This window comes from Pleionea litopenaei, from assembly GCF_031198435.1.
Lineage (GTDB): Bacteria > Pseudomonadota > Gammaproteobacteria > Enterobacterales > Kangiellaceae > Pleionea > Pleionea litopenaei.
Map to the genome: position 1 here is coordinate 3,600,119 of NZ_CP133548.1, position 23,968 is coordinate 3,624,086.

The window sequence follows — 23,968 nt, forward strand, 5'->3', positions numbered from 1 at the left end:
GAGAACCTAACTAGAATTGACTAGTTAAGCCGTTTATTTGAGTTGGTGCGAGTGATGATTAAACATCAAGTTACCTTCCGAGAGCAAGGATTCTTCGAACTTACCTTTATTGGCGAAGTGACCATTGACGAGGTTATTCGCGTCTATTCCAGTTGTTTTGAGCATCCGGATTTTCGTTTAGGAAGCAGTTATTTGTGCGACTATCGTCGAGGTTTTCCTAATGTTGATCTTCGCGATATGGAAACATTGGCGAGTTTCGCTCAAAAAATTACACAGTTTGCTACGCGCAAATATCGTATTGCTGCGCTTGCACAAAATCCTTTAGAGCTTGAGTTTTTTGAGATTTGGCGACAATTTAGTGTGCGAATTGCTAATGAAGAATTTGAGACCTTTTCTGACTATGAGCAAGCGGTTAAGTGGTTAACTCAATAGTGAAACGTAACCTAATCGATAAGATGTCCATGTTGGTAACGTTTTTTCACTCCATATAATGATATTACCGCCCAAGCTAATTCTAACCCAAATACAGGGTAGTTCATGTCGATCCAAAGCTGAGGTAGCAACACAATGGCGGCATAAGTATTCCAAATAGAGTACTCAATGGGCTTCATAATATTGGCATTGAATAATAAGTAGCTGGCGCAAAATGCAAAAGCGGACGACCATCCAAGAATCATAAAGCCGAGTTGAAAGTCTAGGTAAAAACCAACGAGCGTCGTCGGCCAAAATAGAAAAATGAGTCGATGAAATGCACTCATTGGAAAGGCTATTTTCTGGATCGGTGCACTTAGTATTAGTAATAAACTGATCAGTGCCCAAAAACCATTGATGACGACTGCTTGCCAAGAATGTTCAATGAGCGAGGTTACTGTAAGTATTGAAGCCGCGATCAAATTTCCTAGGTAATAGACCCATTTTTTAAGGTTTTTGGCATAGGATATATAAGCGTGGTTTAATAAGTATAAGCCGGTGCCCAGCCAACCAACGTATTCTAGAATGTGCATTTAATACCCTACAGTAGCTGTATATGAAGGTTGCGAATCCACAACTCGCGACCAATATGCGGGCCATTCAATATAACCACTTTGCTTTGCTCAATCATATTTTGATACAAACGATCATTTTGACTAGGCTTTACCATTTTTTCACTCCATTCAACGATCGCGACACGCGTTCCTTGTACTAATGTGTAATATACCTGAGTGTCTTTATTGTTAGCTGCTAGCTCCTGGGGATTTTTCTCTTCGCCTAAAATCACCGGATAACCTTCTGCTGCGACCAACTGTGCCAAATTAATGCTGCCTTTTGAGCGAGACTCTCTCGCTTTTACCGGCTCCGAATGGCTGTCTAAAAGCTTGTCGATTTGACTGTTTAACCACTGAACGATTTTTTGGCCTTGCTGATTCTTTGCCACGATGAAGTGTAGAGCTGAGGTTTCTTCGATACCAGGAACGGGACGAATTAGTTCAAGTCGATTTGGAAAGGATTGTTCTAATGTATGCGTAAGTACACCTTGTGTCATAGGCAAAATCTGAATGTCGTTATTAAATAGAGCAAATAGAGCTGACTGTTCATCAGTAAAAACGATGGCATTATCGAGTTTGGCGTCTAGGTTTTCTCCGTAGCTGTAGCCTTTAACTCGACCGAGTACTAGACTTTCCCACCTATTTTTAATATCTGCTTCATTGAAGTATTGTCGGTTGTAATACAGTCGACTGGTTGCATAGAACACGGGTTTCGAAAACAGCACCTTTTGTTCGCGTTCGGCGGTTTTAAAATAGGGAAAAGCTATCATGGAGCGAGCGTTTGCTACTTGTTGATAGTTGAATTGAAAGGGAAAGTATTGCCATTCAACCTCTTTTTCTGCTTGAAAGGCCAACATTTCAACTAATAACGCGGCTTGTCCTAAAGGCTCTTTTGAGTGGTTAATGTACGGCTGCCAAGTATTGGTTAGAACGGTTAGTTTGGTTGGCAGTTCTGAACCTAACGCAGTGACGGCATAAAGAATGATGACTAAGGAAGTGAGTTTAGAATTTTTGAACATAGTATTAAGACTGCTTGAATTTTCGGTAAATGAAAAACAGTGCGACGGTGACCAAAACTCCAAAACTAAACATATAGTCGGTATCAATGTTTGCTATGAAGCTTAAAAAAATACTTGAACTATCGTCGTGGTAGTCGAGCGTCGGGCGTGACATCATTTCACGACTTAACTCGACTAAATAAAGAGATAATTCAAAGACGGCAAAAAAGCTTAATGCAACCAGTAATAAGTCGGTCATTACACTGCTCTTTTCGCGTCGTCGATTATCAACTTCTTCGAGTCGACTACTGCAGACGTCGATCATTCGGTTGCTATTTTCAACAAGTTCAGAGTAGTCCCAGCCGTTTAGTATTTCGGCAATTTTTTCTCGCTTGTCGCGAGTCACGTATTTTAATGCATCATGGTATTGAATTGTTTGCATTCTCGCAGCGAGTCGAGCCTTAGACAAGGTTTTTTCTGCCGTTAACAAGTCGTCAGCAATGTAAGCTTTTTCAATGGCTTGTTTTAATTGTTGATTACAATTTTCTTGCGCCGTATAGAAGTATTGCGCCAAAATCATGCTATCGAATCGATAGTCGTACATTAGCCCTGTCGCGTTTTGTTGAACATCGACAACCACATAATTCAGCCATGTCATGGAGTGATTCAACTCACCATCACAGAGTAATTGAGCGTCAGTTGGCGAACGGGTATTGGCTAACCATTGCGTCAAAATTCGTTGCCAATTCGATGAGGTAAGGTCTGGCTTTTTAAGGCATAAACATCGAGTTATCCATTTAATCTGAAGTGTAAAGGTATTGAGCGAATCATCGCCAACCATTTGAATTAGGTTTTGATTAAGCTTTATTAATGATTTTGATATTTCTATGAAGGTTGGCCATTGCTCTTGAATGACCTGTTCACTGAGCGCTTGTGCTTTTGCTTCGAGAGTCTTAACCGTGTCATCTGGGTGCAAGGGTTGCACATGCTCGACAATTGCGACGCCATTTGGAAACACATGAAAGCGTAACCAATGCTGAGGTTGCCACACAAACATACGTAAACTTTTTACATCACTGCTTAATTCTGAGTATTCAGTGCTTTGAAAGTGCACGGCAGCATCGACAATATCATTAATATTGTCTGAAATATCGTTGATCAATTGGCGGTACTCTGCAGACTCAGTGTTCACGCCATAGCGAAGCTGAAACGGTAGCTGAATGGGCGTCAATGTCGCCATAAATGGAATATCTGGATTACTTTCTTTACTCATAAGTGGGGTTTCTATTCTCTATCTCGAGTTTTTTCTTTCAATTATTCAGTTTGCTTAACCTATGAATCAGTACCGCTTAGAGAGCGGTTAAACATTTATAGATGTACTCGCAGTCTAGTATGTAATTATTAATCAAGGTTTAGGCAGTCTAGAGCATCACTAGAGTTTATCAAGTGCTCAAGCCATTTTCTTAACGTTCAATTCTTACTGCTGCAGAACAGTCGCGGAATGCAAGAAGGGATCGATTCGTCGGCCGCCATGACAAGCTCAAATAAGTTGGTTATTATTGAACCTTGAGGATAAAACGAATAACAAAAACAAATGAGGTTGAGTATGTCAAAGACAGCTCCCATATTACGAACAGGGCCTTACCCTGAGTTATCGATACATGCTGTTCTGGTGGGGTATCTTTTAGGCGCGGTCATCGCGGTGAGCATCGGGTATGCCGCTTTGAAGTTAGGGTTCTCTATTGAAGGATCAGAGTTGGCCGCCATTTTAGGATTTGGAATTTTACGGGGCGTTTTACGACGCAATAGCATCATCGAGAATAATGTTGCGCAAACGGTGGCAAGTGCGGTTAATGGCGCATCAAGCGGAATGATGTTTTCTGTCCCTGCGTTGTTTATTTTAGGTGAAACCAATTTTGATCCCATTTTACTAGTATTTGGCTGCATTGCTGGCGCATTTTTGGGGATCGCTTTTATTATTCCGTTACGCAAGCAAATGATCGATTATGAGCGTTTAACCTACCCTGGCGGTGTGGCCGTTGCGACTATTTTGAAGTCACCCGGTGCGGGCATGAGAAAAGCCTTTTTATTGATCAGTGCGGCGGTTGTTGCCGGGTTGGTGCACGCGGTCAGTTTAAGTGTTGGTATTGAAAACTTGAATCTCGGGAAATTCTTAGGCCTACCTGAGTATATGAACGGTATATGGTATGTGTCGTTGTTGACCGTTGGGGTTGGTTTTATTGCCGGTAAAGGTGGTATCGCCTTCATTATCGGGGGCTTTGTATGTTATTGGTTTTTAGCGCCATTGCTGGCAGGTACCGACTTGATGCCGGTCGTCGATGGCACCGCCGTAACCGATCCTGAGCACTTACGGAAACAGCTATTTCGACCGGTGGGTATCGGTATGATTATCGGTGGTGCGGTCATGGGGATTGTATTAGCTTTGCCGTTAATTGTGTCTGCAGTGCGTAGTATGCAAGACGCAGCAAAGAGCGGTACCGCCTTATCGAAAGATGAAATGCCGATCAAACTGCTCTACATCGCTATTATCGGCGCCGCCGTGCTCTTAGTTTTTATGGCGATCACTTCGACGGAGAAAATGGGCATCGGTCGTGGAATAACCATGGCATTGGTGGGAACCTTATGGATTTGGATCGCGGGCGTTATCTTATCTGAGTGTATTGGCCGAACGAATTGGTCTCCGCTGTCAGGAATGACGCTTATTGCCATAACGATATTGATTTTTATCGCCAGCGGTTTAGGACGTTCTGAGTCGATCGTAGCAGCCGTGATGGTGGGGGCTGCCGCTTGTGTTGCAATGTCGCAAGCGACCGATTTAATGCTCGATTTAAAGACCGGTTATCTGGTCGGCGCAACGCCGAAAATGCAACAGGCAGGTCAGTTTTTAGGAGCTTGGTTGGGTCCCATATTAATTATGGTGCTGATTTTCATATTGCATAAGGCTTATGGCTTGGGTTCTGATCAATTGCCAGCACCGCAAGGTCAAGCGCTAGCCAGCATGGTGAATGGTATTTTAGGCGGTGATGTCCCTGTTGAGAAATATTTAGCGGGAGCCGGCCTAGGGGCGCTGCTTAGCCTATCTTCTGGAGGGCTTGGAATTACCGCAGGGCTGGGGTTTTATCTACCCTTCAATATTGTTCTCACCTACAGCTTAGGTACCGTGTTGAGATTGGTGGTGAATCGTTACTACGGTGAGACATGGGTGGAAACCAAAGGTATTCCAATCGCTGCCGGTTTGATCGTAGGGGAAGCTCTAGTGGGCGTTGGTTACGCGGTTATTAAAATAATGTCTGGCCTAGGAGACTAAAACGATGAAAAAGATAGCAATTGGTTTAATTATCGTTAGCTTTTTAGGTGGAGCATTTTTGGCCTCTCTCGATGCGAAAACGTTAAACTGGAACTGGTTTATTCCTACGATCCTGCTAGGCTTTATTGGTGCCATTCTATTAAAGCGGATTGAGCATTCTGATGCTCGCGAGAAAGCTCACAGCTCCGGAAGCATCGAAACCTTGCAGAAATGCCTAAATAATATTGTTTCAAACCTAGAGCAAATGAATGACAATAAAGAAAAGCTACCGACATATGAGGCACGTTTTGAAATCGACCGGGTCTTTCGCGAAGATTTAACTGAATTTGCTGAGTCACGTGAAAGCATCCGTCATATTCTCGGACTCAAGGATTACGCCGATATAATGAGCGCATTCGCGGCTGGAGAACGTTACATCAACCGAGTATGGTCAGCGTCAACCGATGGTTATGTCGATGAAGTAAAGCTATACATTGAAAAAGCGAGTCAACAATTTCATGATGCTGCAGCTCTGTTTAATGAACGATTACAAAATAACCGAACTTAGACATTCATCAATCGATAAGCAAGCATTGTTCCGGTGCCCGTTTTATCGGAGTTGCGTGGAACAATGAATTACGTGACCTCTCGAGCACAGATTCTGACGATGGCGACACTTGTTGTCGCCATCGCCATTTCTGTTTTCTTGTTGCAACAAGTTAATCGACACAATGCGCAACAAAGAGTCAGCTCAGAATTATCGTTTTTTGCACAGCAGTTTCAAGCCGATATGCGTCAGCAGCTGGCAAATACTTCATCTTTGGCCACCTTGATTTCAGAACTGCCTCTCACTGACTCACAAGATACGAATCGAGAGCTATTAGATGATCTAACCCGAAATCCATCGGTGAAAGGCGTCGCCTTAATGGCCGGTAACCGAATTGTGAGTAGTGTTGGTGATGTAAAGCAATCAACGTTACTAGCCTTGTACCGGTCAATGGAAACAGGGCAATCTTCAGTGATAGGCTTTGAGCAAACGCAAAGTGATGTCATGATTGCGCGAGGTATTTTATTAGCGAAACAAGACGGCGTAGCAAAGTGGTTATTTATCAGTTTACCGCTAAACGCATTCAGTGATTTTAATAAAAAACTGAGCCACTTTTTTGGTGAAGGAGTGCCGTATGCATTGAGTTTTAAAGGGGTAGAGGCGGCACCGGCTAGACCAGAGATTTCTGCTCAACTCAATCAACAGTGGCTTGATGACGATAATTATTCCATTGAGTTGACTGAACCAAGCTACCAACTCTCTGTATTGATCCCAAAATCATCCATTTCATCACTTCAGATTTTCTCATTGTTAGAAGTCGTTCTCGGAACCATAGCTTTATTCTTAATTGTACTGATAATCGTTGCTTTACTTTTTTACTTTCGATATCTGAGTCCCTTCAATGCTTTACTCAAAGAAATTCAGAATACCCGCTTTGGCGAACCGATCAATTTGAAGAAGCGGAAAGGAAAGGGTGTCGTTGATAGGTTAATTAATACCTATATCGATATGCTAAGAAAGTTAAACAAAATGGCCGCGTTTGATCACCTCACTGGGTTGTCAAACAGAACACACTTCCAGTATCAGTTACATCGACAATTGAAAGTTTCTGCTCGACATGGCAAGAAAATGGCTCTGCTGTATATCGATTTAGATAACTTTAAAAAGGTTAATGACCATTATGGGCATGCCGTGGGCGACAAGTTACTTAAAGCTTTCAGCGAACGGCTTCTAAAATCGACTAGGCCAAGTGATTTAGTTGCAAATTTAACGAAAGGCGAGTTAGCACGACTGGCTGGCGACGAGTTTGCATTACTGCTCACTAACATAGAGTCTAATGCGGTTGCAGAAAAAGTCGCGGAACGAATTTTATCGCTGTTTGAAAGTGGCTTTTTACTTGATGGCGTCAATCATAATGTGCAGGCGAGTATTGGTATTGTTATAACACCTGATGATGGTAACGATGTCGCAACCTTGTTGCAAAATGCCGATGCCGCAATGTATCAGGCAAAGTTGAAAGGGAAAAATCGACTGCAATTCTTCAACAGAGATATTGCTGGTGGCATTCAGAGAAAGCAATTCATAGAACGCACCTTAACCAAAGCCATTGAACACTCACACTTTCATCTAGTTTATATGCCAATTTACAGCGCGGTCTCTCGCGAAGTTGTCGGTGTAGAAGTGCTAATTCGCGCACCGACATTAACGGCAAAAGGTATTGGACCAGAAGAATTTATTCCGGTTGCTGAATCGACCGGGCTAATCAAAGCGATTGATACATGGGTCTTAAATGAATCGCTGTCGCGATTAAATTACGTAAGTGATCGTTATGGGTTCGACGGCTTCTTTGCTATTAATATCTCAGCTGTTGAACTTCACAATAAAGAGTTTCCCGGTACGGTTCGAAGCATGCTGATGAAACATCAAGTTGTTCCCGAGCGAATTGAACTAGAAATCACTGAAACCAGCTTTGTCGATAATATAGAAGGCTCTATTCGACAACTAAACCACCTAAAATCCCTTGGTGTTTCCTTATCTTTAGATGACTTCGGTACCGGGTATACAGCCTTTACTCAGTTGATAGAATTTCCCGTCGATAAGGTGAAGATCGATCGCTCCTTTATACAAGGATTATCGAACTCCTCCACCGATAAAAGAAGAATGGTTGATATCGTTCTTGCACTGGCCGATCTTTATCAGCTTGAAGTGATAGCTGAAGGGGTCGAAAATGAAGCTCAAATTGGCTATCTCAAAGATCGTGGTTGTGAAATGCTGCAAGGCTTTTACCTGTCGAAACCGCTGAGTTGGAATGATTTTCAGAAGCTGATCGAGCATGCAGAATAATCATCGCTTTAAAAAAATAAAGTATGTGATATTTTGCGCTCTATTATGGTCTTTTCAAGCGTTTGCTAAGCCGACTCTAAAGGCTAAGCTTCGCGTCGCTGTCGCTACGAATTTCTATTCTACTTTAAATGAACTCGTTCAGATGGATAAACAAGACTTCAACTTTGAGGTTGAACTAATTCCAGGTGCATCAGGACGACTCATGGCACAGATTGAGAGAAATGCGCCTTTTGATGTTTTTCTTTCTGCTGATGCAGAAAAGCCCTTTTATCTAGTTAGTAAAGACAAGTTAATTGAACAGTCAGTAATAGAATATACTCGTGGCTCTTTAATGTTAGTGTTAACAGAAAAGACAGCACTGTCTTTCTCTGAACCCGATGTCGTCAATGAAGGGAATAATTCAGGACTTAATAGTGACGATGATAGTTACGGTGATAGTTACGGTGACAGTGACGGACATAGTTACAACCTTGATTACTCCGCCGATTTGACGGCGCTTACGGAGTATCTAGGAGCATGCCGCCGAATCACGATTGCGCAGCCCACATTAGCACCCTATGGAAAAGCAGCATTAGAAGTCTTGAAGCGAGCAGATATACAACACGAAAAAGAGCGTTTGATTTTTGCAGAGAATGTTGCTCAATCACTGCACTTTATTATTTACGGAAAAGTTGATTGTGGCATTGTTGCGCGATCTTTTGCGCCGATACGCCAAATTGGTCGTTATATTAAAATAGCGATTCCTAGCTCTTTGCACTCTCCAATCGAACAATTTGGAGGCATCGTCGCTGATTCAAAAAATATTCCGTTGGCCAAAATATTTCTTGATTATCTGCAAAAGCCTGAGACACAAGAAAAACTGATGGCACGAGGTTATTTATCAGTAGGTGTTTTCGATGATCAATGATAGTGATTGGCAGGCAATTTATTTAACTTTAAAATTAGCAACCTTCTCTTCGATTATTTTGATGATCATCAGTTTACCTCTGGCTTATTGGTTAGCCTTTGGAAGAAGTAAGTTAAAGCCAATCGTCTCTGCTTTAGTCGCACTTCCGCTAGTGTTACCGCCTAGCGTACTGGGCTTTTATTTGTTATTGCTCATGAGCGGCGACCATGCCGTTAGCAAAAGTCTGGCAGTATTAGGTATCTATCCTTTCTCATTCAGTGGATTGATATTAGGCTCGGTGGTGTTTTCACTTCCCTTTGTTGTACAACCGCTTCTGGCTTCTTTTTTAAGTATTTCTAACAGCACTTTAGCCGTTGCTGCAACACTTGGCGCAAGTCGCTGTGATCGTTTTTGTTCAATTATACTTCCTCAATCTAAAGCGGGTATCGTCGCTGCCATGATTTTAGGATTTGCACATACCATCGGAGAGTTTGGAGTGGTATTAATGATTGGTGGAAATATACCGGGAGAAACTAAAGTTTTATCGGTTCAAGTATATGAATTGGTAGAGACATTAAACTATTCAAGAGCGGGTTATCTAGCCGGAGGTTTACTGATATTTTCGTTTGTAATTTTATGGCTTACTTATCGTTCGTTTAAGGTTGATAATTTCGTTGTTATGAAGCAGCGAGAGAGCGATCGATGAGCGATTTAATGGTAGATATTTCGGTTCGCCGAAAATCCTTTGAATTAAGTCTAAATACTGAACTGTCAGAGAATAAAATTACCGTTGTGTTTGGGCCTTCGGGTAGCGGAAAGTCTAGTCTATTAAATGCAATTGCGGGAACAGAACCCTGCACGGGGACTATTAAAACCGCTAATTTGAATTGGCAGTCAGATAAACATCATCTGTCGGCTAATAAAAGAGAACTCGGATACCTCCCTCAAGGAGCTGAGTTGTTCCATCACCTTAGTGTGCTAGAGAATATTGACTATGGTCGTGTCCGACGTCAATTTTACAGTGAGCAAGAAAGAGATTGGGTGGTCGAACAGCTGGGCCTAAAAGATTTCGTTGAACGGAATGTTTCAAGCTTATCCGGTGGTCAGAAGCAACGAGTTGCTATCGCCAGAGCGATATTGGCAACTAAAGGATGGCTGTTACTTGATGAACCGCTCGTTGGATTAGATGCTATTAATCAACGTAAAATATTGTTGGCTTTAAAGTCGATAAAAACTGCGTTTAACTTATCTATTATTTATATAACTCACTCTATAACGGAACTTCTAACGATTGCTGATTCTGTTGTTTTACTCGATCAGGGCCAGTGTATAGGCCATGCAGCAATTGAAAAAGTGGTAAGCGAGTACGGGAACGTTATTTTTGATGATGCGTTACCGGCGACTGTGTTTGATATTACGGTTACTGAACTTATGTCAGACTTTCATTTAGCTAAGGTGGAATTTAAAGAATTACAGCTCATCATACCCGATAATGATTACCGGTTAGCAGAACAGTATCGTTGCGTGCTTAAAGCCAATCAAATTAGTATTAGTGTTGCACAACCGAAGCAAAGCAGTACTTTAAATGTTTTGCAAGGCAAGGTGCTAGGCATTAATGCCTCGTTTCATCCCGGCGTCTCAATCGTTGATATATCTGTATCTGGAATAACACTGTCGGCTGCCGTCACCAACTTGTCAGTGCGCAACTTAGAACTGGCGCCTGGGCTTAAGGTGTGGTGCCAAATTAAGACAGCTGCGCTGTTGTAGGCTTTATACTTCGAGCAGCGCACTTCTCACAACTGACCTATCATGTCGCTATTATGCTTTCAGTGACTTTCATATTGTAGTTAAACCAAACTTCGGGCTTGTGTACATAATCACCTTGAGCATAGTTAACGCCAATTTTTGCTAAATAAGATTCAATCGCTTGGCTTTCAACAAATTCAGCAATGGTTTTAATTTTCATTTCATTGGCAAGGTGTTGCACGGTCTCAACAAAAACTCGTTGCAAAGGATCGCTTGTTATCTTTCTAATGAATGCGCCATCGATCTTTAGGCTATCGACCGGTAAGCGCTGAAGATAATTAAAAGAAGAAATTCCGCTACCAAAATCATCCAACGAAAATGTACATCCTCGCTCTTTCATTTCTTTCATAAATTTTAAAGCGACTTCAAAATGTGTGATTGCATAGGTTTCGGTGATCTCAAAGTTTATGCGGGATGGAGCAACCTTGTATTGTTGAAATAAAGAGTCGACATAGTCTGTAAAATCGACATCGGCAAGTGTTAGGCCCGAGATATTGATGCCATAACGAGTGCTTAACGAGGGTTCTTGGTGGCTAATCGCATAAAATGTTGCTCGTAAAACCCAGCGATCAAGCTGAGTAATGAGCGCATATTTTTCTGCTGCGCTTATAAATGTTTCAGGGGAAATTAATTGACCATTAATATCATGCATTCTTACCAGCACTTCGTAGCGCAATTCACTTTTGTTATCGACCGCAATGGGTTTAAGTTTTTGGCGATATAAGGTCAGTCGATTTTGCTTTATAGCAATGGATAAGTCATTGACCACGAGCATTTCTTTTTCGTGTTTTTGAAGAATATCGTCGCTTGTTTGATAGAGTTGAACACGATTCCCACCGTTTTGTTTGGCAAGATTTACCGAACGATGAAGCGCTGCAAGGGCTTGTTCAACGCTGGTGGTGGTTTTATCAATATGCAGTACTGAAATACTGACCGTAATAGGGTGATCTATCTTAATTTTATTAAATGGGTAGTTTTGAATTTTTTGTCTTAATGCATCTGAAAAGTGCTTTGATTCGCGATGGTATACATTGGGTAGAAGAACAGCGAACTCATCATTACCTAGTCGACTTATGATCGACGTGTTCGGCAAATAGTCAGTTAGTAACATGGACGTGTACTGCAGTAAAGCGTCGCCTCGTTGGTGCCCTAAATTATTATTGACCAGTTTAAACTTATCAATATTTAGCAGTAGCAAAATACCGATGGGCTTATTCTCGAATGATTGTCGCTTGATATAGCGGTCGAGCTGATGTTCAAAGGTTTTTCTGTTTGTTAGGCCGGTGAGTTCGTCATGAGCTTTTGAGAATTCTAAATCTTTGAGCACCGCAATATGTTGTTTAGAACGACGCTTTTGTAACTGGTAAGTAACGATTAAAACTAACATCACTAATAGCCAAGCCGGTAGCAGGTGCATAAGGTTTTTTAGAATCAGTTTTTGTGCGTAGTTATTTGATAATGCTCCGCGAATACTCCACGGAGCATTTTGAATGGGCTGTACAAGAACTGTGTCGATAGCACTAGAGCTAGCGTTAGGTTCGAGTACACTTTTTTTATTACTGATAATAAATTTCTGTGGGGCTAAGTTAAATCGCTGTTGTATCCGGTTGATTGCTTCAAACTCGAAGACGGCTAAAAGTAGATAATCTGATTCGTCGATCGGAAGTATCCAGAGATATTCTCGATTGTCTGGTATTTTAGGGCTGCATAAGCGCCATTGCGAAGCGTTCTGACTAGCAGGCGACGAACATTCATAGTGATCGAGGGATATTCCCTCAGGTCTCAGGAAGTTAGTGTCTTGCTTGACTAATGACAGTGAGGTCAGGTCTCTCAGGGAGGTTGACCATAAATTTAGAATGTTTACTTGCTCGCTAGGAACTTCATGTAAAAGATTTGATGATGCTGCTTTTTTCTGCAGCTCGCTGAGATGCTGCTTTTGTTGATTTAATAACTGACTCACTTGATTATGAATATGCTGAGTCATCGACTGCATTAATTCGATTTGGGCTTGTCGTTGTTGTTGAAAAGAAGAGTAGGCACTGTAAATAAATAAAACCACAAATAAAGTACTGGTAATAACCAGAAGTAATCGAGAAATGGTTAGATTTGAGTGCAAAATAAAGTCCTTTACAAAATAGAGCGTGTCTCGCTAACAATTCTTTAGCTGACGGTTGTTCTGCGACTAGCAGGTGAGCACCACATTCCTTAGGCTCGAACCGTTTAAGATTAGCAATCTTCGGCTAAGCCGGTCAATCGCGAATCTAGCAGAACAAGAATAAAAAATAGATATATGTTCTAGATCAATGAGTTACTTCGATTAATAAACTATACTTACGATCTGTTAAAGCTTTGTCGAGTTGATGATTATTTTCATGCTGAGTTAAAGCTTATAATGTTTTAGAAATAATCTACGAAGGAGAAATCAATGCGTGTTTTGAGTTATGCCATTGCGGCGGTGTTTGTTACAGCGCCATTAGCCCTACCGGCAGCGGAGGCACCTGCGAAAGAAGCGGTGTGTAAAGCCTGTCATGGTGAAGGTGGCAAAAAGCCTTTGATGGGAGCCTATCCTAAGTTGGCGGGACAAAATAAAGAGTATTTAGTCTCGTCTTTAAAAGCCTATCGTGATGGACAGAGACAAGGTGGACAGTCTGCTGTGATGACAGGGCAAGCAAAAATGTTGTCGGACGACGACATTAATGCACTTGCTGAATATTACTCTAAGCAGTAAGGAATCAAGCCGTAAGAGCTATGCTTAAGCATAGCTCTTACGGTCGATCTGCGTTATCTTCTCAAAAAAAGCCTGCTCGGCAATTTGGTTCTTACTTGAGAGATGGTAGCTATTATGGAACTGAAGCGTCAGAGTCACATCTTGGTCAGATAAAGTCACCGTATAACCGTCAAAGCCAGAATCAGCAGTAACGCCGTCGAGATGGTGAACCCCTTGTCGCTCAGTACCATGGGCGATTATTTTTTGAAACACCTTTAAGACTTGGTGGACATTAAGTTCGTTTTTCATAATATCAACATCTAAATAGTTCGTGATTAAAGTGACTGCGTTAGTTAATAAATGGGCTGTCGAGCAGTTTGATCGCTGACTCGAAAGCGCCTTCGACTCGACCGCCTTGGGTCCAATCTCCAATACTGGCACATTGGTGCTGAAAGTCTATCAGTGGCTTTGCAAATTGAGAAGGCGCTTTAATCCCCTCTGTTGCTTCGGTCGCATCGTTGTTTTGAGTCGAAAGGCTGTCGAGGGCTAGATTGGCATAGCGCCAAAAGTGACAATGAAGGCTCTGTTGTTGCTTTAATGATAACTTCTCTCGGAGCCAGTTCATTGCTTGCTGCGCGACCCAGCTTTTGGAAGCATTTTGATATTGATTTGACCAGTCGGGCGCGAAATGCACCAACCAATAATCTTTGTCTTGATGGTGGTTGTCTTGTCGTCGAGTTTGTCGTGATATCCAGCGAACCTTTTCGTCGCCGAAAACACCTTCTATATTTGAGTGGTCGAGCTTCTCTGAGCAAATAGCGACTGCCCAGCAAGGAGAGTGAAGGTGATTGGGTATTTGATCCCGGTAAGTGATGCTGGTTGGCAGCAGAGCTTTGGTCTGCTCTGCGGGTATTGCAGTGACCAAATGGGTGAAGTGACCTATAACCTGCTGAAACTCATCGACTAAAGTAAAACCCTTTACTGGGTTGTGAAGTACCTCGGCAACTCGACATGAAAACTTGATGGGCAAACCGTTAGCGAGGGAGTGAGCAATACCATTAAGACCTTGTGTGCCAATGTAACGAATTTCATTGTCAGGAGAAGGGATAGGCAAGCGGCTTTCAGGGCAGAGAACATGCGGTTCAAAGGTCCAGGGTTCAATGACACCTTCTTCAAGCCAACACGCAACTTGGTTTTGGAAGGTTGGGGTTCGAGCAGTGAAGTATTGAGCGCCCAAATCCAGTTTAAGCTCAGATATCCGCCGGGTGTTGACCCGTCCTCCGCGTCCACGAGACTTCTCGATGACCTGGCAAGAGATGCCTTTAGCAAGTAATCGGTTGGCGTAGGTTAATCCCGCTATACCGGCACCGATAATCGCGACGGAGGTTGGCGAGTCAGTTGTTTTGGTCATAATATTTACTCAGATAGCCGTCTACTCAGATACCCGTTTTCTCAGATAGTCTTAGTTTGGGTTGTTATTCAATTTAGAGCCGTGTGCGAGTGCCAGCATGGATTTGTGTGCTTTTAGGAGCTGTCGCTTCAGTTGATTGTCTAAGGCTAACAGCAACGTCCAGCAGGACCGAAGCCCTGCTTTGGGTTGCTTCAGAATTTACTACGCCGATAAGCGTCAATCAGAGCAATTATTGGGTGATAGCGCGAAGCATCCACGCGGTTTTTTCGTGAATACGCATTCGATCGCCGATCAGCGCCGCTGAAGACTCATCGTCGGCTTCTTGTGCCGCTTTTAAAGCTAGTCGACAAGTTTTGACCACGGCTTCATGGCTTGCGGTTAATATTTCAACCATTTGTTGCGCCTCTGGTACGCCATCAACTTCTTTAATTGAGCTAAGTTCGACAAAGGCTTTATAGGTACCTGGAGCGGCAACGCCAAGGGTTCTGATACGTTCCGCAATGTCGTCGACGGCGACGGCCAATTCGGTATAGTGCTCTTCAAACATCAGGTGCAGCTCTCGAAACTGTTTGCCGGTGACGTTCCAGTGGAAGTTGTGCGTCTGTAAGTAGAGCGTATATGAGTCGGCTAAGAGCTTTTTAAGTTGCTCAGCGACATTTTTACGGTCGGTTTCACTAATACCAATATCGATTGTCTTCATTTTTCTCTCCGTGATTTCGTTTGCGCAGTAACCATTAAAACGAATCTCAAGCAAATTAACAAGGTGAAGGACAGATTAGTGTAATCGAAAATCTCAATGAATCCGCTCGAGCGAAGATGAAATTCAATATGGATTGTCGTATGCTAAGATAGCGTTACAATACAGAAAGGTCTTTTTCGACATTGATGTTATGCTCGATCGAGAAAGAATGCTCGACCAAGAAAGAATGCATCATCAAAAAGAAACCACCATCACAAAATGCTAATAAGGGCAATTGATGACTCTATTTTTACATTCGTCAGAAGACTCAAGTTTTTCGCGCCGTTTAACTTCTAGATCTCAACGCCTATCATTGTCTTGTATAGTGGCTATTGCGATGTTCAGCTTGATTTTCGCTAAAGCGGTGGCGGCCGATCAACCATGGCGAGTTGAAGTCAATGATGGCGAAGCATATTTAGTCGAAGTCGCTAAGGGCGTTGACTCTCAACGTTTTCCAATTACCTACACCTCTCCAGGTATTCGATTTATAAAATCATTTCAAGCTAATCCGAACATTGATGTGTTGATTTATTTTTCTGGTGCGGCGGGAACTTCAGTGATCGTCGACATTGAATATGCACTATTAATTGATCGTGAGTCTGGAAAACTGATTGCAGACTTACCGTGGCGTTATCAAGACAGTTCGGGAGAGAAATATTTCACGCAACCTCAGTGGTCATTTTTCTCTGACAAAATAGAAGTGCACGATGAGCAAAGTGGTTTGCGTAAAACCATCACTTGGTAGCGCGTTATTGGAAAGAATCATGCTGAAATTCGAATGGCTAGAAATGTAACTTCAATAACAAATTTAAATTATTCTCATTGGTATCAAACAAAGGTGAGTTACGAATACCGTATTTGTTTCTCCAGAGCACGTATTCGAACCCAAGATACATTTGATGAGGTTGTTGCCAAAGTGTTTGACCCAGATCCCATTTTAGTTGAGAGGTAAAGTTAACTGAAGAACCGACATCTGAGGTTGCACTGCTCCAATCAATAAACCCATCGTAGCGAAAAAGTTCTTCACCCAAGGAAAAGGGTAGCGACCACGCTTGAGTGAGTTGCCAGTTATTGTCTCGATGATCATTGTTACGATGATAGAAATTCCATTGAAAAAAACGAAATCCGGGCATATCCAAGTCGAAACCGATACCGAGTAAATAGTGATCAAAACTGGTCGTTTCGTTTTGACCCATTTCAATGGTTGAAGCAATTAATATATCTTTGACGATTCCGTACTTAAATTCATTCCCTGATACTTTGCTAAGACTCAAGCGCGGAGAAAACTCCATATAGGTTTCATTACTGCCATTATTAGATTTGAGGCGGTCAACAAAATAGAAAACATCACCCCAAGAATGCCCACTCGCATGTTCGAAGGTGAGCACCGTTTTTTTAGGATCGCCAACGCGATAATGTTTGCCCGACAAATAGGTGAGACTGTTATCACTCCAAAGTGATTTGGCGAATAGATCCGTTGATAGGAAACTCAGAAAAGTTACCACGACCACCCAATTCAATCGACCAATTAACATGGCGAAGTTCCTGTAGTGATTTTATTATCCAATAATCACTACAACTATAGTTGAGCTTAAGCGACTTTGCGTAATGGTATTTTTTCTAAGGCCCAATAAAAAAGCCGCGAATTGATCGCGACTTTTTTAATCGAAAGTGACTCGTTACTCGTCGTCTTCGACCATTGTCATCAAAGAGGTGTTCCCGCCTGACGCAGTGGTATCGATACTCACCGTCTTTTCTGTTAGCAACCTCTGTACTAAGTTGTCTAAATACTCCGCGGTAATGACCGGTAAAATTGCGCCTTGTCGATCGGCCAACCTGGCAGCAATGTAAGCACTACGACGAGTTTTACTGTCGACCACCACGCCCGCGAGTTGTGGATGCATCAGCAGCGTATCTAGATGACGTAACCGCGCGACTTGCAATACATGCTCCGGTGCACCGGTAGAAATGAATTTATCTCTAAATGCCAATGCTTCTTCGTAGAAGAGGTCAGAGACCACCGACACCACTGCATTGCCTGTCGCTAAAGCAGAGACGACAGACAGTGCCCAGTATTCGAAGGTGACGTCTTTGTCAGCGAAACAAACCAAGACACCACGTGGCTCATAAAACAGCTGATTTGACTCACCCGTTGGTCCAGGTAGTTGAACCGGCTTTTTGAGCTTACGCTCAATAAAGGTTAACTGTGAGCGGGCATTGGCTAATGTTCGGTTTAAATCGTCAGCCAGTTCATCAACAATTTCAACGGTGGCGATTTTAGCGAGCAACTGACGTACTGCACTGATCCGATCGTTTAACGCCGTTAAGCGCCATGGGTTTTCAATTTGAACCGCTTGATCCATGAGTTGAGTTGCTTCTTTTTCAGCCGTTTCATCACTCTGCATGGCGGCATCATCGGTAATATCTTCATGGAAGACTTCTTTTGGCGTCGCTTTTTCTTTGGTCAAACGTTGTAAGTAGTTTGGGCCTCCTGCTTTCGGTCCGGTTCCAGACAGTCCGCGGCCACCGAAAGGCTGTACCCCAACAATGGCTCCGATCATATTTCGGTTGATATAGACATTACCTGCTCTTGAAAGTCGAGCCAGTTCATTGGCGCGTTCTTCAATACGTGTATGGATGCCCATGGTGAGACCAAAGCCAGTACCATTAACTTGATGAATAATATTGTCGATGTCTTTGGCTTTAAAACGAATAACATGAACACATGGACCAAAGACTTCGCGCTCTAATCGATCAATGCTATCTAATTCATACAAGCGAGGGGCGAAAAAGGTCGCGTGTTGATTGTCATTGTCACATTCACATTGATACAACAGCTTGGCTTTATCTTGCATATCTTCAACATGCTGCTGCAGTGATTTTAAGGCTTTTTGATCAATGACCGGGCCAACGTCTGTGTCGAGATAAGCTGGATCACCAACGGTTAATTCTTTCATTGCACCGATCAGCATTTTAATGACATCGTCAGCAATATCTTCTTGTAAAAACAAAACCCTCAGTGCAGAGCAGCGTTGGCCTGCACTTTGAAAACCTGACGCAATCACATCATCGACGACTTGCTCCGGTAATGCCGTCGAGTCAACAATCATGCAGTTTTGTCCGCCGGTTTCTGCAATTAAGGGTACCTGTTCGCCACCGCGAGCTGCTAATATTTGAGAAATCAAGGTTCCGGTTTGGGTTGAGCCAGTAAACATCACCGCTTTAATTCTTTCATCGGGCAATAAAGATTGACCAACCGCAGAACCGGGAGCAATGATCAGTTGAACCACATCTTCTGGAACACCGACCGCGCGCATAAGCTCAAGCGTTCGACGTGCAATCAGACTGGTTTGTTCAGCTGGTTTTGCTAACACGGTATTACCCGTTACCATCGCTGCGACAACTTGACCTAAAAATATCGCAAGAGGGAAGTTCCAAGGGCTGATACACACCACCACGCCTCTCGGTTCGAGGCGTTCATCTTGCTCGACTTCCAGCGCTCGTGCGGCGTAGTAACGACAAAAGTCGACGGCTTCACGAACTTCATCAATGCCATCTTGCGCCACCTTTCCAGCTTCTTTGATACAAAGAGCAATCAACTCTCCCATGTGTCGCTCTAAAATATCTGCGACACGATTTAGCAACTCTGCGCGTTCTTCGACAGGCGTTTGACTCCAAGAATTGAACGCTGATTGAGCGCGATCCAGTTTTGCCAACATACCCTCTTGGTCATCAAATAAATGATAACCAATAACCTCATTATGGTTTGCTGGGTTGCGAACCAGATGACTGTTTTCTGGGTACTCGGTAGCGGAACCGACGTTATCCGCCAACCAACGATCACACAACAGTTTAAGATTTTCGAGAGCACCCACATCGGTTAAGTCGAGGCCGCGCGAATTGGCACGCTCTTTACCGTATAAGTCGATGGGCTTAAGGATCTGAGTATTGAACTTAGTTTTTAAGCGCTGTGTTTTCTCGACCGGATCTTCCAACAATGCCTCAACAGGTTGACGATCGTCGACAATGGCATTAACGAACGAGCTATTGGCTCCATTTTCTAGAAGTCGTCGCACTAAATACGCTAATAAATCTTCATGAACGCCCACTGGTGCATAAACTCGACATTGTATTTTATCGTGAGTAACCACTTGGTCATAAAGGGTGTCTCCCATGCCATGAAGACATTGAAACTCGAAACCTTCTTTATCATCACCGGCTAACTCTAAAATAACCGAAGCGGTATAAGCATTATGAGTGGCAAATTGTGGATAAATGGTGTCTCGATAATCAAGCAAGCGATTGGCGCAAGCATGGTAAGAAACGTCAGTCGATGATTTACGAGTAAATACAGGAAAACCGTCCAGACCATCCATTTGAGTGTTTTTGATTTCGGTATCCCAGTAAGCGCCTTTGACTAAGCGAACCATCATTTTTCGGCCCACTTTATCGGTTAATTGCTTTAACCAGTCAATAACGAATAATGCGCGTTTTTGATACGCTTGAACGGCCAAACCGAAACCACTCCAATCACCCAAGTCAGGATCGCTGAAGACTTTTTCAATGATGTCTAATGAAATATCGAGACGCTCAGATTCTTCTGCATCCACCGTTAAGCCAATGTCGTATTGTTTCGCTTTTAAACACAATTGTTTTAATCGTGCTGGAATTTCTTCAAGCACGCGTTCACGGTGTGAAAATTCATAGCGTGGATGAATAGCCGAAAGTTTGACTGAAATTCCAGGGCTACGTCGTGGGCCGCGTCCATTGGCAGCTTTTCCAATCACTTCAATGGCATCTTCATAGGCTTTATAATAGCGATCGGCGTCGTCCATCGTTCGAGCGCCTTCACCTAACATGTCGTAAGAGTAAACATAGCCTTTGGTTTCTTTTTCTCGGGCCCGATTCACCGCATCTTCAATCGACTCACCCATGACAAACTGGCGACCCATCACCTTCATCGCAATGTTCATAGCGCGACGAATCACAGGTTCGCCTAAGCGGCCAATGGTTTTCTTGAGTAAGCCAAATTGTTCTTTTTTACGTTTGTCAGCGTAGTTGACCATGTTGCCAGTAAATAACAGTCCCCAACTGGAAGCGTTGACGAATATGGAGTCACTGTTTCCCAAGTGTGGCGTCCACTGGCCTTTCGATAATTTGTCTCGAATCAGTTCATCTTGGGTCGACTTATCAGGTACTCGCAATAAGGCTTCTGCCAGACACATCAACACAACGCCTTCTTCCGTAGACAGCGAGTATTCATTTAACAGGGCATCAACCCCCCCGTGACCGGCTTGCTCGCGACGAATCTGCAAGACCATTTTTCTGGCGCGTTCCCAAGCCCGGCTGCGGGCGCGCATGCTCACTTCAGCATGCGGAAGAATTAAGTCAACCGCTTGGCTTTCATCAATGCGGTAAAACTCGCGAATTTTTTGTCGAATGGGGTCATCATTTTTAAGTTGATCGTTGAATAACATAAAACCTCGCTCCGAAGCCGGATACTCTAGTGTAAAACTTTCAGCGACATGCTTTTCTGAGGGCGCAACGATACCCGTTTCTTGTCCTCAAGACTAGCTTAAAATGTCAACATTATAGTCATCATGGCTATAAGAGAATGTGGGATCAAATCGACAAGGTTGTTGCAGCTGGTTATGCGTCAACTTCGGCTGATAAAAAGCGACCCTCAAGGTTTGAGGAATGTCTTTTAAGTACTTGATTTAAATGCGATATTGCCTACGGACTTGGCATGCTTGATGAAAGGGGACTCAGCTTACGAGATTCTGGTACGACCAGAAGTGTTTCGCAATTAAGTCAGTGATTTTTAATGTCGTATCTCGAGTTCTTTTCGAAATTATCTAGTCAAACTAGCGCGACGTCTTTTTCAGCCCGAAGAGAACCTCTTAAAGGGCGTTCATTTTATGTGGGAGAACCGAAAAAGAAGTAACGCCTTATTGCTATAAATTCGTGACTTTTTATGGGTAAATGCTCTGAGAAAAAGTCGCCAGTAAGCACTGGATAGCCGTATAATCTTTAGGTACCTAAAGAAAGGTTTAAGTTTTAATAGGTTTGCTTAATCTTGTGTAAGTATCAGATTTGGTGAAAATGCTAAGTTTGACTGTTGTTACCCGATTCGAGGCGGTGCTATTGAAACCTGCGGAGATAGTACGATTAAAACCTACGGAGTAGGGAGTGTTAAAACCTACGAAGACAGCGCTGCCAAAACCAGCGATGAATGGGAAAGGATTTTTTGTGATGATTTTAATTAACGGCCATGGGTGGCAAAACTATCAAGAAAACCCTCTAAAAAGGGATGTTTCTAAACTAGAGTCGTTAAAAAAAGTACGGCTAAAAAGAGCACGGCTAAAAAAAATAAAGCAGTGGCTCATTGGCCTTTTGGTCTTAAGCACGAGCTTGCTTTTAATAAGCTGTGACTCGAGCAATACGCCGATCGAAGAATTGGCGCGCTTTAGTATTGGCGTTACCGATGCGCCGACGGACAATGCGGCTGCCGTTGTCATTGAGTTTACGGCGCTTGAGCTTAAGCCAGCAAATGGCCCTCCGATCACTTACCCTCTTGATTCCCCTCGAAGTATTGACCTACTCAACTTTCAAGGCAGTAATTCCGCTCAGTTATTTTCTGGGTTGGTTATACCGCCTGGCGAATACCAATGGTTACGCTTGAAAGTTAATGCAGAACAACAAGTACTTGACTCGTATATTGAGTTTACCGGTGGCGAAATCTTTTCACTGTTTATTCCCAGCGGAGGAACTCGCGGTTTACAGTGGAATCAAGGGTTCGTCGCGCCGGCCAATGGAAGCGTCGATTTTACCTTAGATTTAGACGTTAAACAGTCGATTCATCCGCGTGGAAATGCCAGTGACGATTTTATACTTCGCCCGGTTATTCGTGTGGTTGATAATCTTCAAATTGGTCATATTTCGGGGATTGTAGAGGCCGCCTTGTTGAATGGCCCTTCTTGCGGAGAGTCGGTATCGATGTATTTATTCTCTGCCGATCAAGCTGTTGATGACATCGGCAGTGCCAGTGGTCCAGAAACGACGGCGTTGGTAAAAATGAATCTTCAGGGTGACTGGAGTTATACATTGGGCTTTCTATTGCCTGGGAATTATCAGGTCGCGTTAACCTGCCAAAGCGCTAATGACTTTCCCGATCAAGACGATGATATTAACTTTCTAGCGACCCAGTTGATCACAGTGACCGCGGGAGAAACAACGGAATTAAACTTCTGAGTTTGGAACCGGGCTTAACTCGATGCTAACCGCATCAATGCCTCTCAACCTTGAGAGAGTCATTCGGTCGTAGAAAGCGTAAAAAATGTTTGCGATTACTGCAGACTCTCGTATACTCCGCCTGCACGGCGTGCACGACTATTGCCAGTCCAATTCGTACGGCCACGAGTCAATTGTTAACCCTAAGTCACCTGTGTATTCAAGTCGTATTCGTTTGTTCTCAGTGTGGCTGCAATTTACTTGGTGGCGAATGACCATGACCGTTATACCTCTTTTTGCGCCCGCTGCGCAAAGCCATGAGCAAGCAACTTTTCAAGCGATTTCCGATGATCTCATAGCGCAGGGCTTTAGCATTCAATTAAATGCGATTAGCCATGAGTTAGGTGAACAGTTACTCCATCACCTTTTGAACATGAGTAAACAGAAGTTTTCGCCGGCAGGTATTGGTCGGGAGAGCGCTCAACAGCTTAACCGCTTTGTTCGTAGTGACGAGATATGTTGGATTAATGGTGACACGCCTGCGGGACGCGAATGGTTAGAGTTTGCGTCTCGACTGAAAGACTTCCTGAATCAACAACTTTTTCTAGGGCTATTTTCTTTCGAAACCCACTTTGCTCATTACGGAGAAGGGGACTTTTATAAAAAGCATCGAGATGCTTTTCATGGCCAAGCCAACCGAGTTTTGTCGGTAGTGTTATATTTAAATCCTGGTTGGCAAAGTCAGGACGGTGGCGAGTTGGTGATCTATGACGATGAGGATCAACAACTTGCAAAAGTACTCCCGAGTTTTGCCACCATGGCGGTTTTTTTAAGTGAAGAATTTCCTCATGAAGTACTACCCGCGCATCGTGATCGTTACTCTATTGCTGGATGGTTTCGCTTGAATACCACAACAGGAGATAAAATCGATCCCCCACGATAACGCAAACGAATGAGTCAACGCGTCGT

At 43.2% G+C, this 23,968-nt stretch carries 20 protein-coding genes; 11 read left to right on the forward strand and 9 right to left on the reverse strand.

The genetic code is table 11. The annotated features are described in order from the left end of the window. Positions 1-54: 54 nt before the first annotated feature. Positions 55-432 carry a hypothetical protein gene (locus Q9312_RS16140; protein WP_309201897.1) on the forward strand — a complete coding sequence of 126 codons (378 nt, stop codon included), beginning with the start codon at positions 55-57 and terminating at the stop codon, positions 430-432. A gap of 11 nt (positions 433-443) precedes the next feature. On the opposite strand, the gene Q9312_RS16145 is transcribed toward Q9312_RS16140, so the two are convergent. The 3 genes from Q9312_RS16145 to Q9312_RS16155 are packed head-to-tail and all read right to left on the reverse strand — an operon-like array spanning position 444 to position 3,296. Next, positions 444-1,004: a CBU_0592 family membrane protein gene (locus Q9312_RS16145; protein WP_309201898.1), complete on the reverse strand. Its 561-nt coding sequence runs from the start codon at positions 1,002-1,004 to the stop codon at positions 444-446. A gap of 8 nt (positions 1,005-1,012) precedes the next feature. Continuing rightward, positions 1,013-2,044 carry a substrate-binding periplasmic protein gene (locus Q9312_RS16150; RefSeq protein WP_309201899.1) on the reverse strand — a complete coding sequence of 344 codons (1,032 nt, stop codon included), beginning with the start codon at positions 2,042-2,044 and terminating at the stop codon, positions 1,013-1,015. 4 nt (positions 2,045-2,048) lie between these two features. Then, positions 2,049-3,296, reverse strand: coding sequence for a hypothetical protein (locus tag Q9312_RS16155; protein WP_309201900.1), 1,248 nt, complete (start codon positions 3,294-3,296; stop codon positions 2,049-2,051). Positions 3,297-3,629: 333 nt separating this feature from the next. On the opposite strand from Q9312_RS16155, the gene Q9312_RS16160 reads away from it, so the two are divergent. The 6 genes from Q9312_RS16160 to Q9312_RS16185 all read left to right on the forward strand — a co-directional run bounded on the left by Q9312_RS16160 (position 3,630) and on the right by Q9312_RS16185 (position 10,873). Then, positions 3,630-5,351: an OPT family oligopeptide transporter gene (locus tag Q9312_RS16160; RefSeq protein ID WP_309201901.1), complete on the forward strand. Its 1,722-nt coding sequence runs from the start codon at positions 3,630-3,632 to the stop codon at positions 5,349-5,351. 4 nt (positions 5,352-5,355) lie between these two features. Further along, positions 5,356-5,898, forward strand: coding sequence for a hypothetical protein (locus Q9312_RS16165; RefSeq protein WP_309201902.1), 543 nt, complete (start codon positions 5,356-5,358; stop codon positions 5,896-5,898). A 63-nt stretch (positions 5,899-5,961) separates the two neighbouring features. After that, positions 5,962-8,220 carry a putative bifunctional diguanylate cyclase/phosphodiesterase gene (locus tag Q9312_RS16170; protein ID WP_309201903.1) on the forward strand — a complete coding sequence of 753 codons (2,259 nt, stop codon included), beginning with the start codon at positions 5,962-5,964 and terminating at the stop codon, positions 8,218-8,220. Beyond that, positions 8,210-9,127, forward strand: a complete 918-nt coding sequence (gene modA / locus Q9312_RS16175; protein WP_309201904.1) for a molybdate ABC transporter substrate-binding protein — start codon at positions 8,210-8,212, stop codon at positions 9,125-9,127. The genes Q9312_RS16170 and modA overlap by 11 nt, the downstream gene beginning before the upstream one ends. Continuing rightward, complete coding sequence (gene modB / locus Q9312_RS16180; protein WP_309201905.1) at positions 9,117-9,812, forward strand: molybdate ABC transporter permease subunit; 696 nt, start codon at positions 9,117-9,119, stop codon at positions 9,810-9,812. Before modA ends, modB begins: the two co-directional genes overlap by 11 nt. Next, positions 9,809-10,873, forward strand: coding sequence for an ATP-binding cassette domain-containing protein (locus Q9312_RS16185; protein WP_309201906.1), 1,065 nt, complete (start codon positions 9,809-9,811; stop codon positions 10,871-10,873). The genes modB and Q9312_RS16185 overlap by 4 nt, the downstream gene beginning before the upstream one ends. Before the next feature lie 40 nt (positions 10,874-10,913). On the opposite strand, the gene Q9312_RS16190 is transcribed toward Q9312_RS16185, so the two are convergent. Next, positions 10,914-13,028, reverse strand: coding sequence for a putative bifunctional diguanylate cyclase/phosphodiesterase (locus Q9312_RS16190; RefSeq protein WP_309201907.1), 2,115 nt, complete (start codon positions 13,026-13,028; stop codon positions 10,914-10,916). A gap of 309 nt (positions 13,029-13,337) precedes the next feature. Between Q9312_RS16190 and Q9312_RS16195 the strand changes: the two genes are divergently transcribed. Beyond that, positions 13,338-13,640: a c-type cytochrome gene (locus tag Q9312_RS16195; RefSeq protein WP_309201908.1), complete on the forward strand. Its 303-nt coding sequence runs from the start codon at positions 13,338-13,340 to the stop codon at positions 13,638-13,640. A gap of 24 nt (positions 13,641-13,664) precedes the next feature. On the opposite strand, the gene Q9312_RS16200 is transcribed toward Q9312_RS16195, so the two are convergent. From Q9312_RS16200 to Q9312_RS16210, 3 genes are all read right to left on the reverse strand, one after another. After that, on the reverse strand, positions 13,665-13,928 hold the full coding sequence (locus Q9312_RS16200) for a DUF3081 family protein (protein WP_309201909.1): 264 nt from the start codon (positions 13,926-13,928) through the stop codon (positions 13,665-13,667). A gap of 40 nt (positions 13,929-13,968) precedes the next feature. Then, complete coding sequence (locus Q9312_RS16205) at positions 13,969-15,030, reverse strand: NAD(P)/FAD-dependent oxidoreductase (protein ID WP_309201910.1); 1,062 nt, start codon at positions 15,028-15,030, stop codon at positions 13,969-13,971. Positions 15,031-15,259: 229 nt separating this feature from the next. After that, positions 15,260-15,730 carry a Dps family protein gene (locus tag Q9312_RS16210; RefSeq protein ID WP_309201911.1) on the reverse strand — a complete coding sequence of 157 codons (471 nt, stop codon included), beginning with the start codon at positions 15,728-15,730 and terminating at the stop codon, positions 15,260-15,262. A 277-nt stretch (positions 15,731-16,007) separates the two neighbouring features. Here Q9312_RS16210 and Q9312_RS16215 point away from each other — a divergent pair, with 277 nt between their 5' ends. Further along, positions 16,008-16,514 carry a hypothetical protein gene (locus Q9312_RS16215; RefSeq protein ID WP_309201912.1) on the forward strand — a complete coding sequence of 169 codons (507 nt, stop codon included), beginning with the start codon at positions 16,008-16,010 and terminating at the stop codon, positions 16,512-16,514. A gap of 37 nt (positions 16,515-16,551) precedes the next feature. Here Q9312_RS16215 and Q9312_RS16220 read toward each other — a convergent pair whose 3' ends face one another. Together Q9312_RS16220 and putA are read right to left on the reverse strand one after the other, a co-directional pair. Further along, entirely contained in the window at positions 16,552-17,304 is a 753-nt protein-coding gene (locus Q9312_RS16220; protein WP_309201913.1) for a DUF5020 family protein, read from the reverse strand. 144 nt (positions 17,305-17,448) lie between these two features. Next, on the reverse strand, positions 17,449-21,246 hold the full coding sequence (gene putA / locus Q9312_RS16225; RefSeq protein ID WP_309201914.1) for a bifunctional proline dehydrogenase/L-glutamate gamma-semialdehyde dehydrogenase PutA: 3,798 nt from the start codon (positions 21,244-21,246) through the stop codon (positions 17,449-17,451). Between the two features lie 712 nt (positions 21,247-21,958). Here putA and Q9312_RS16230 point away from each other — a divergent pair. Both Q9312_RS16230 and Q9312_RS16235 read left to right on the forward strand, forming a co-directional pair. Then, the gene (locus Q9312_RS16230) at positions 21,959-23,020 is read left to right on the forward strand and encodes a DUF4382 domain-containing protein (protein ID WP_309201915.1); all 1,062 of its coding nucleotides are present in this window, start codon (positions 21,959-21,961) and stop codon (positions 23,018-23,020) included. A gap of 85 nt (positions 23,021-23,105) precedes the next feature. Then, positions 23,106-23,942, forward strand: a complete 837-nt coding sequence (locus Q9312_RS16235; protein WP_309201916.1) for a 2OG-Fe(II) oxygenase — start codon at positions 23,106-23,108, stop codon at positions 23,940-23,942. The last annotated feature ends 26 nt before the right edge of the window (positions 23,943-23,968 follow it).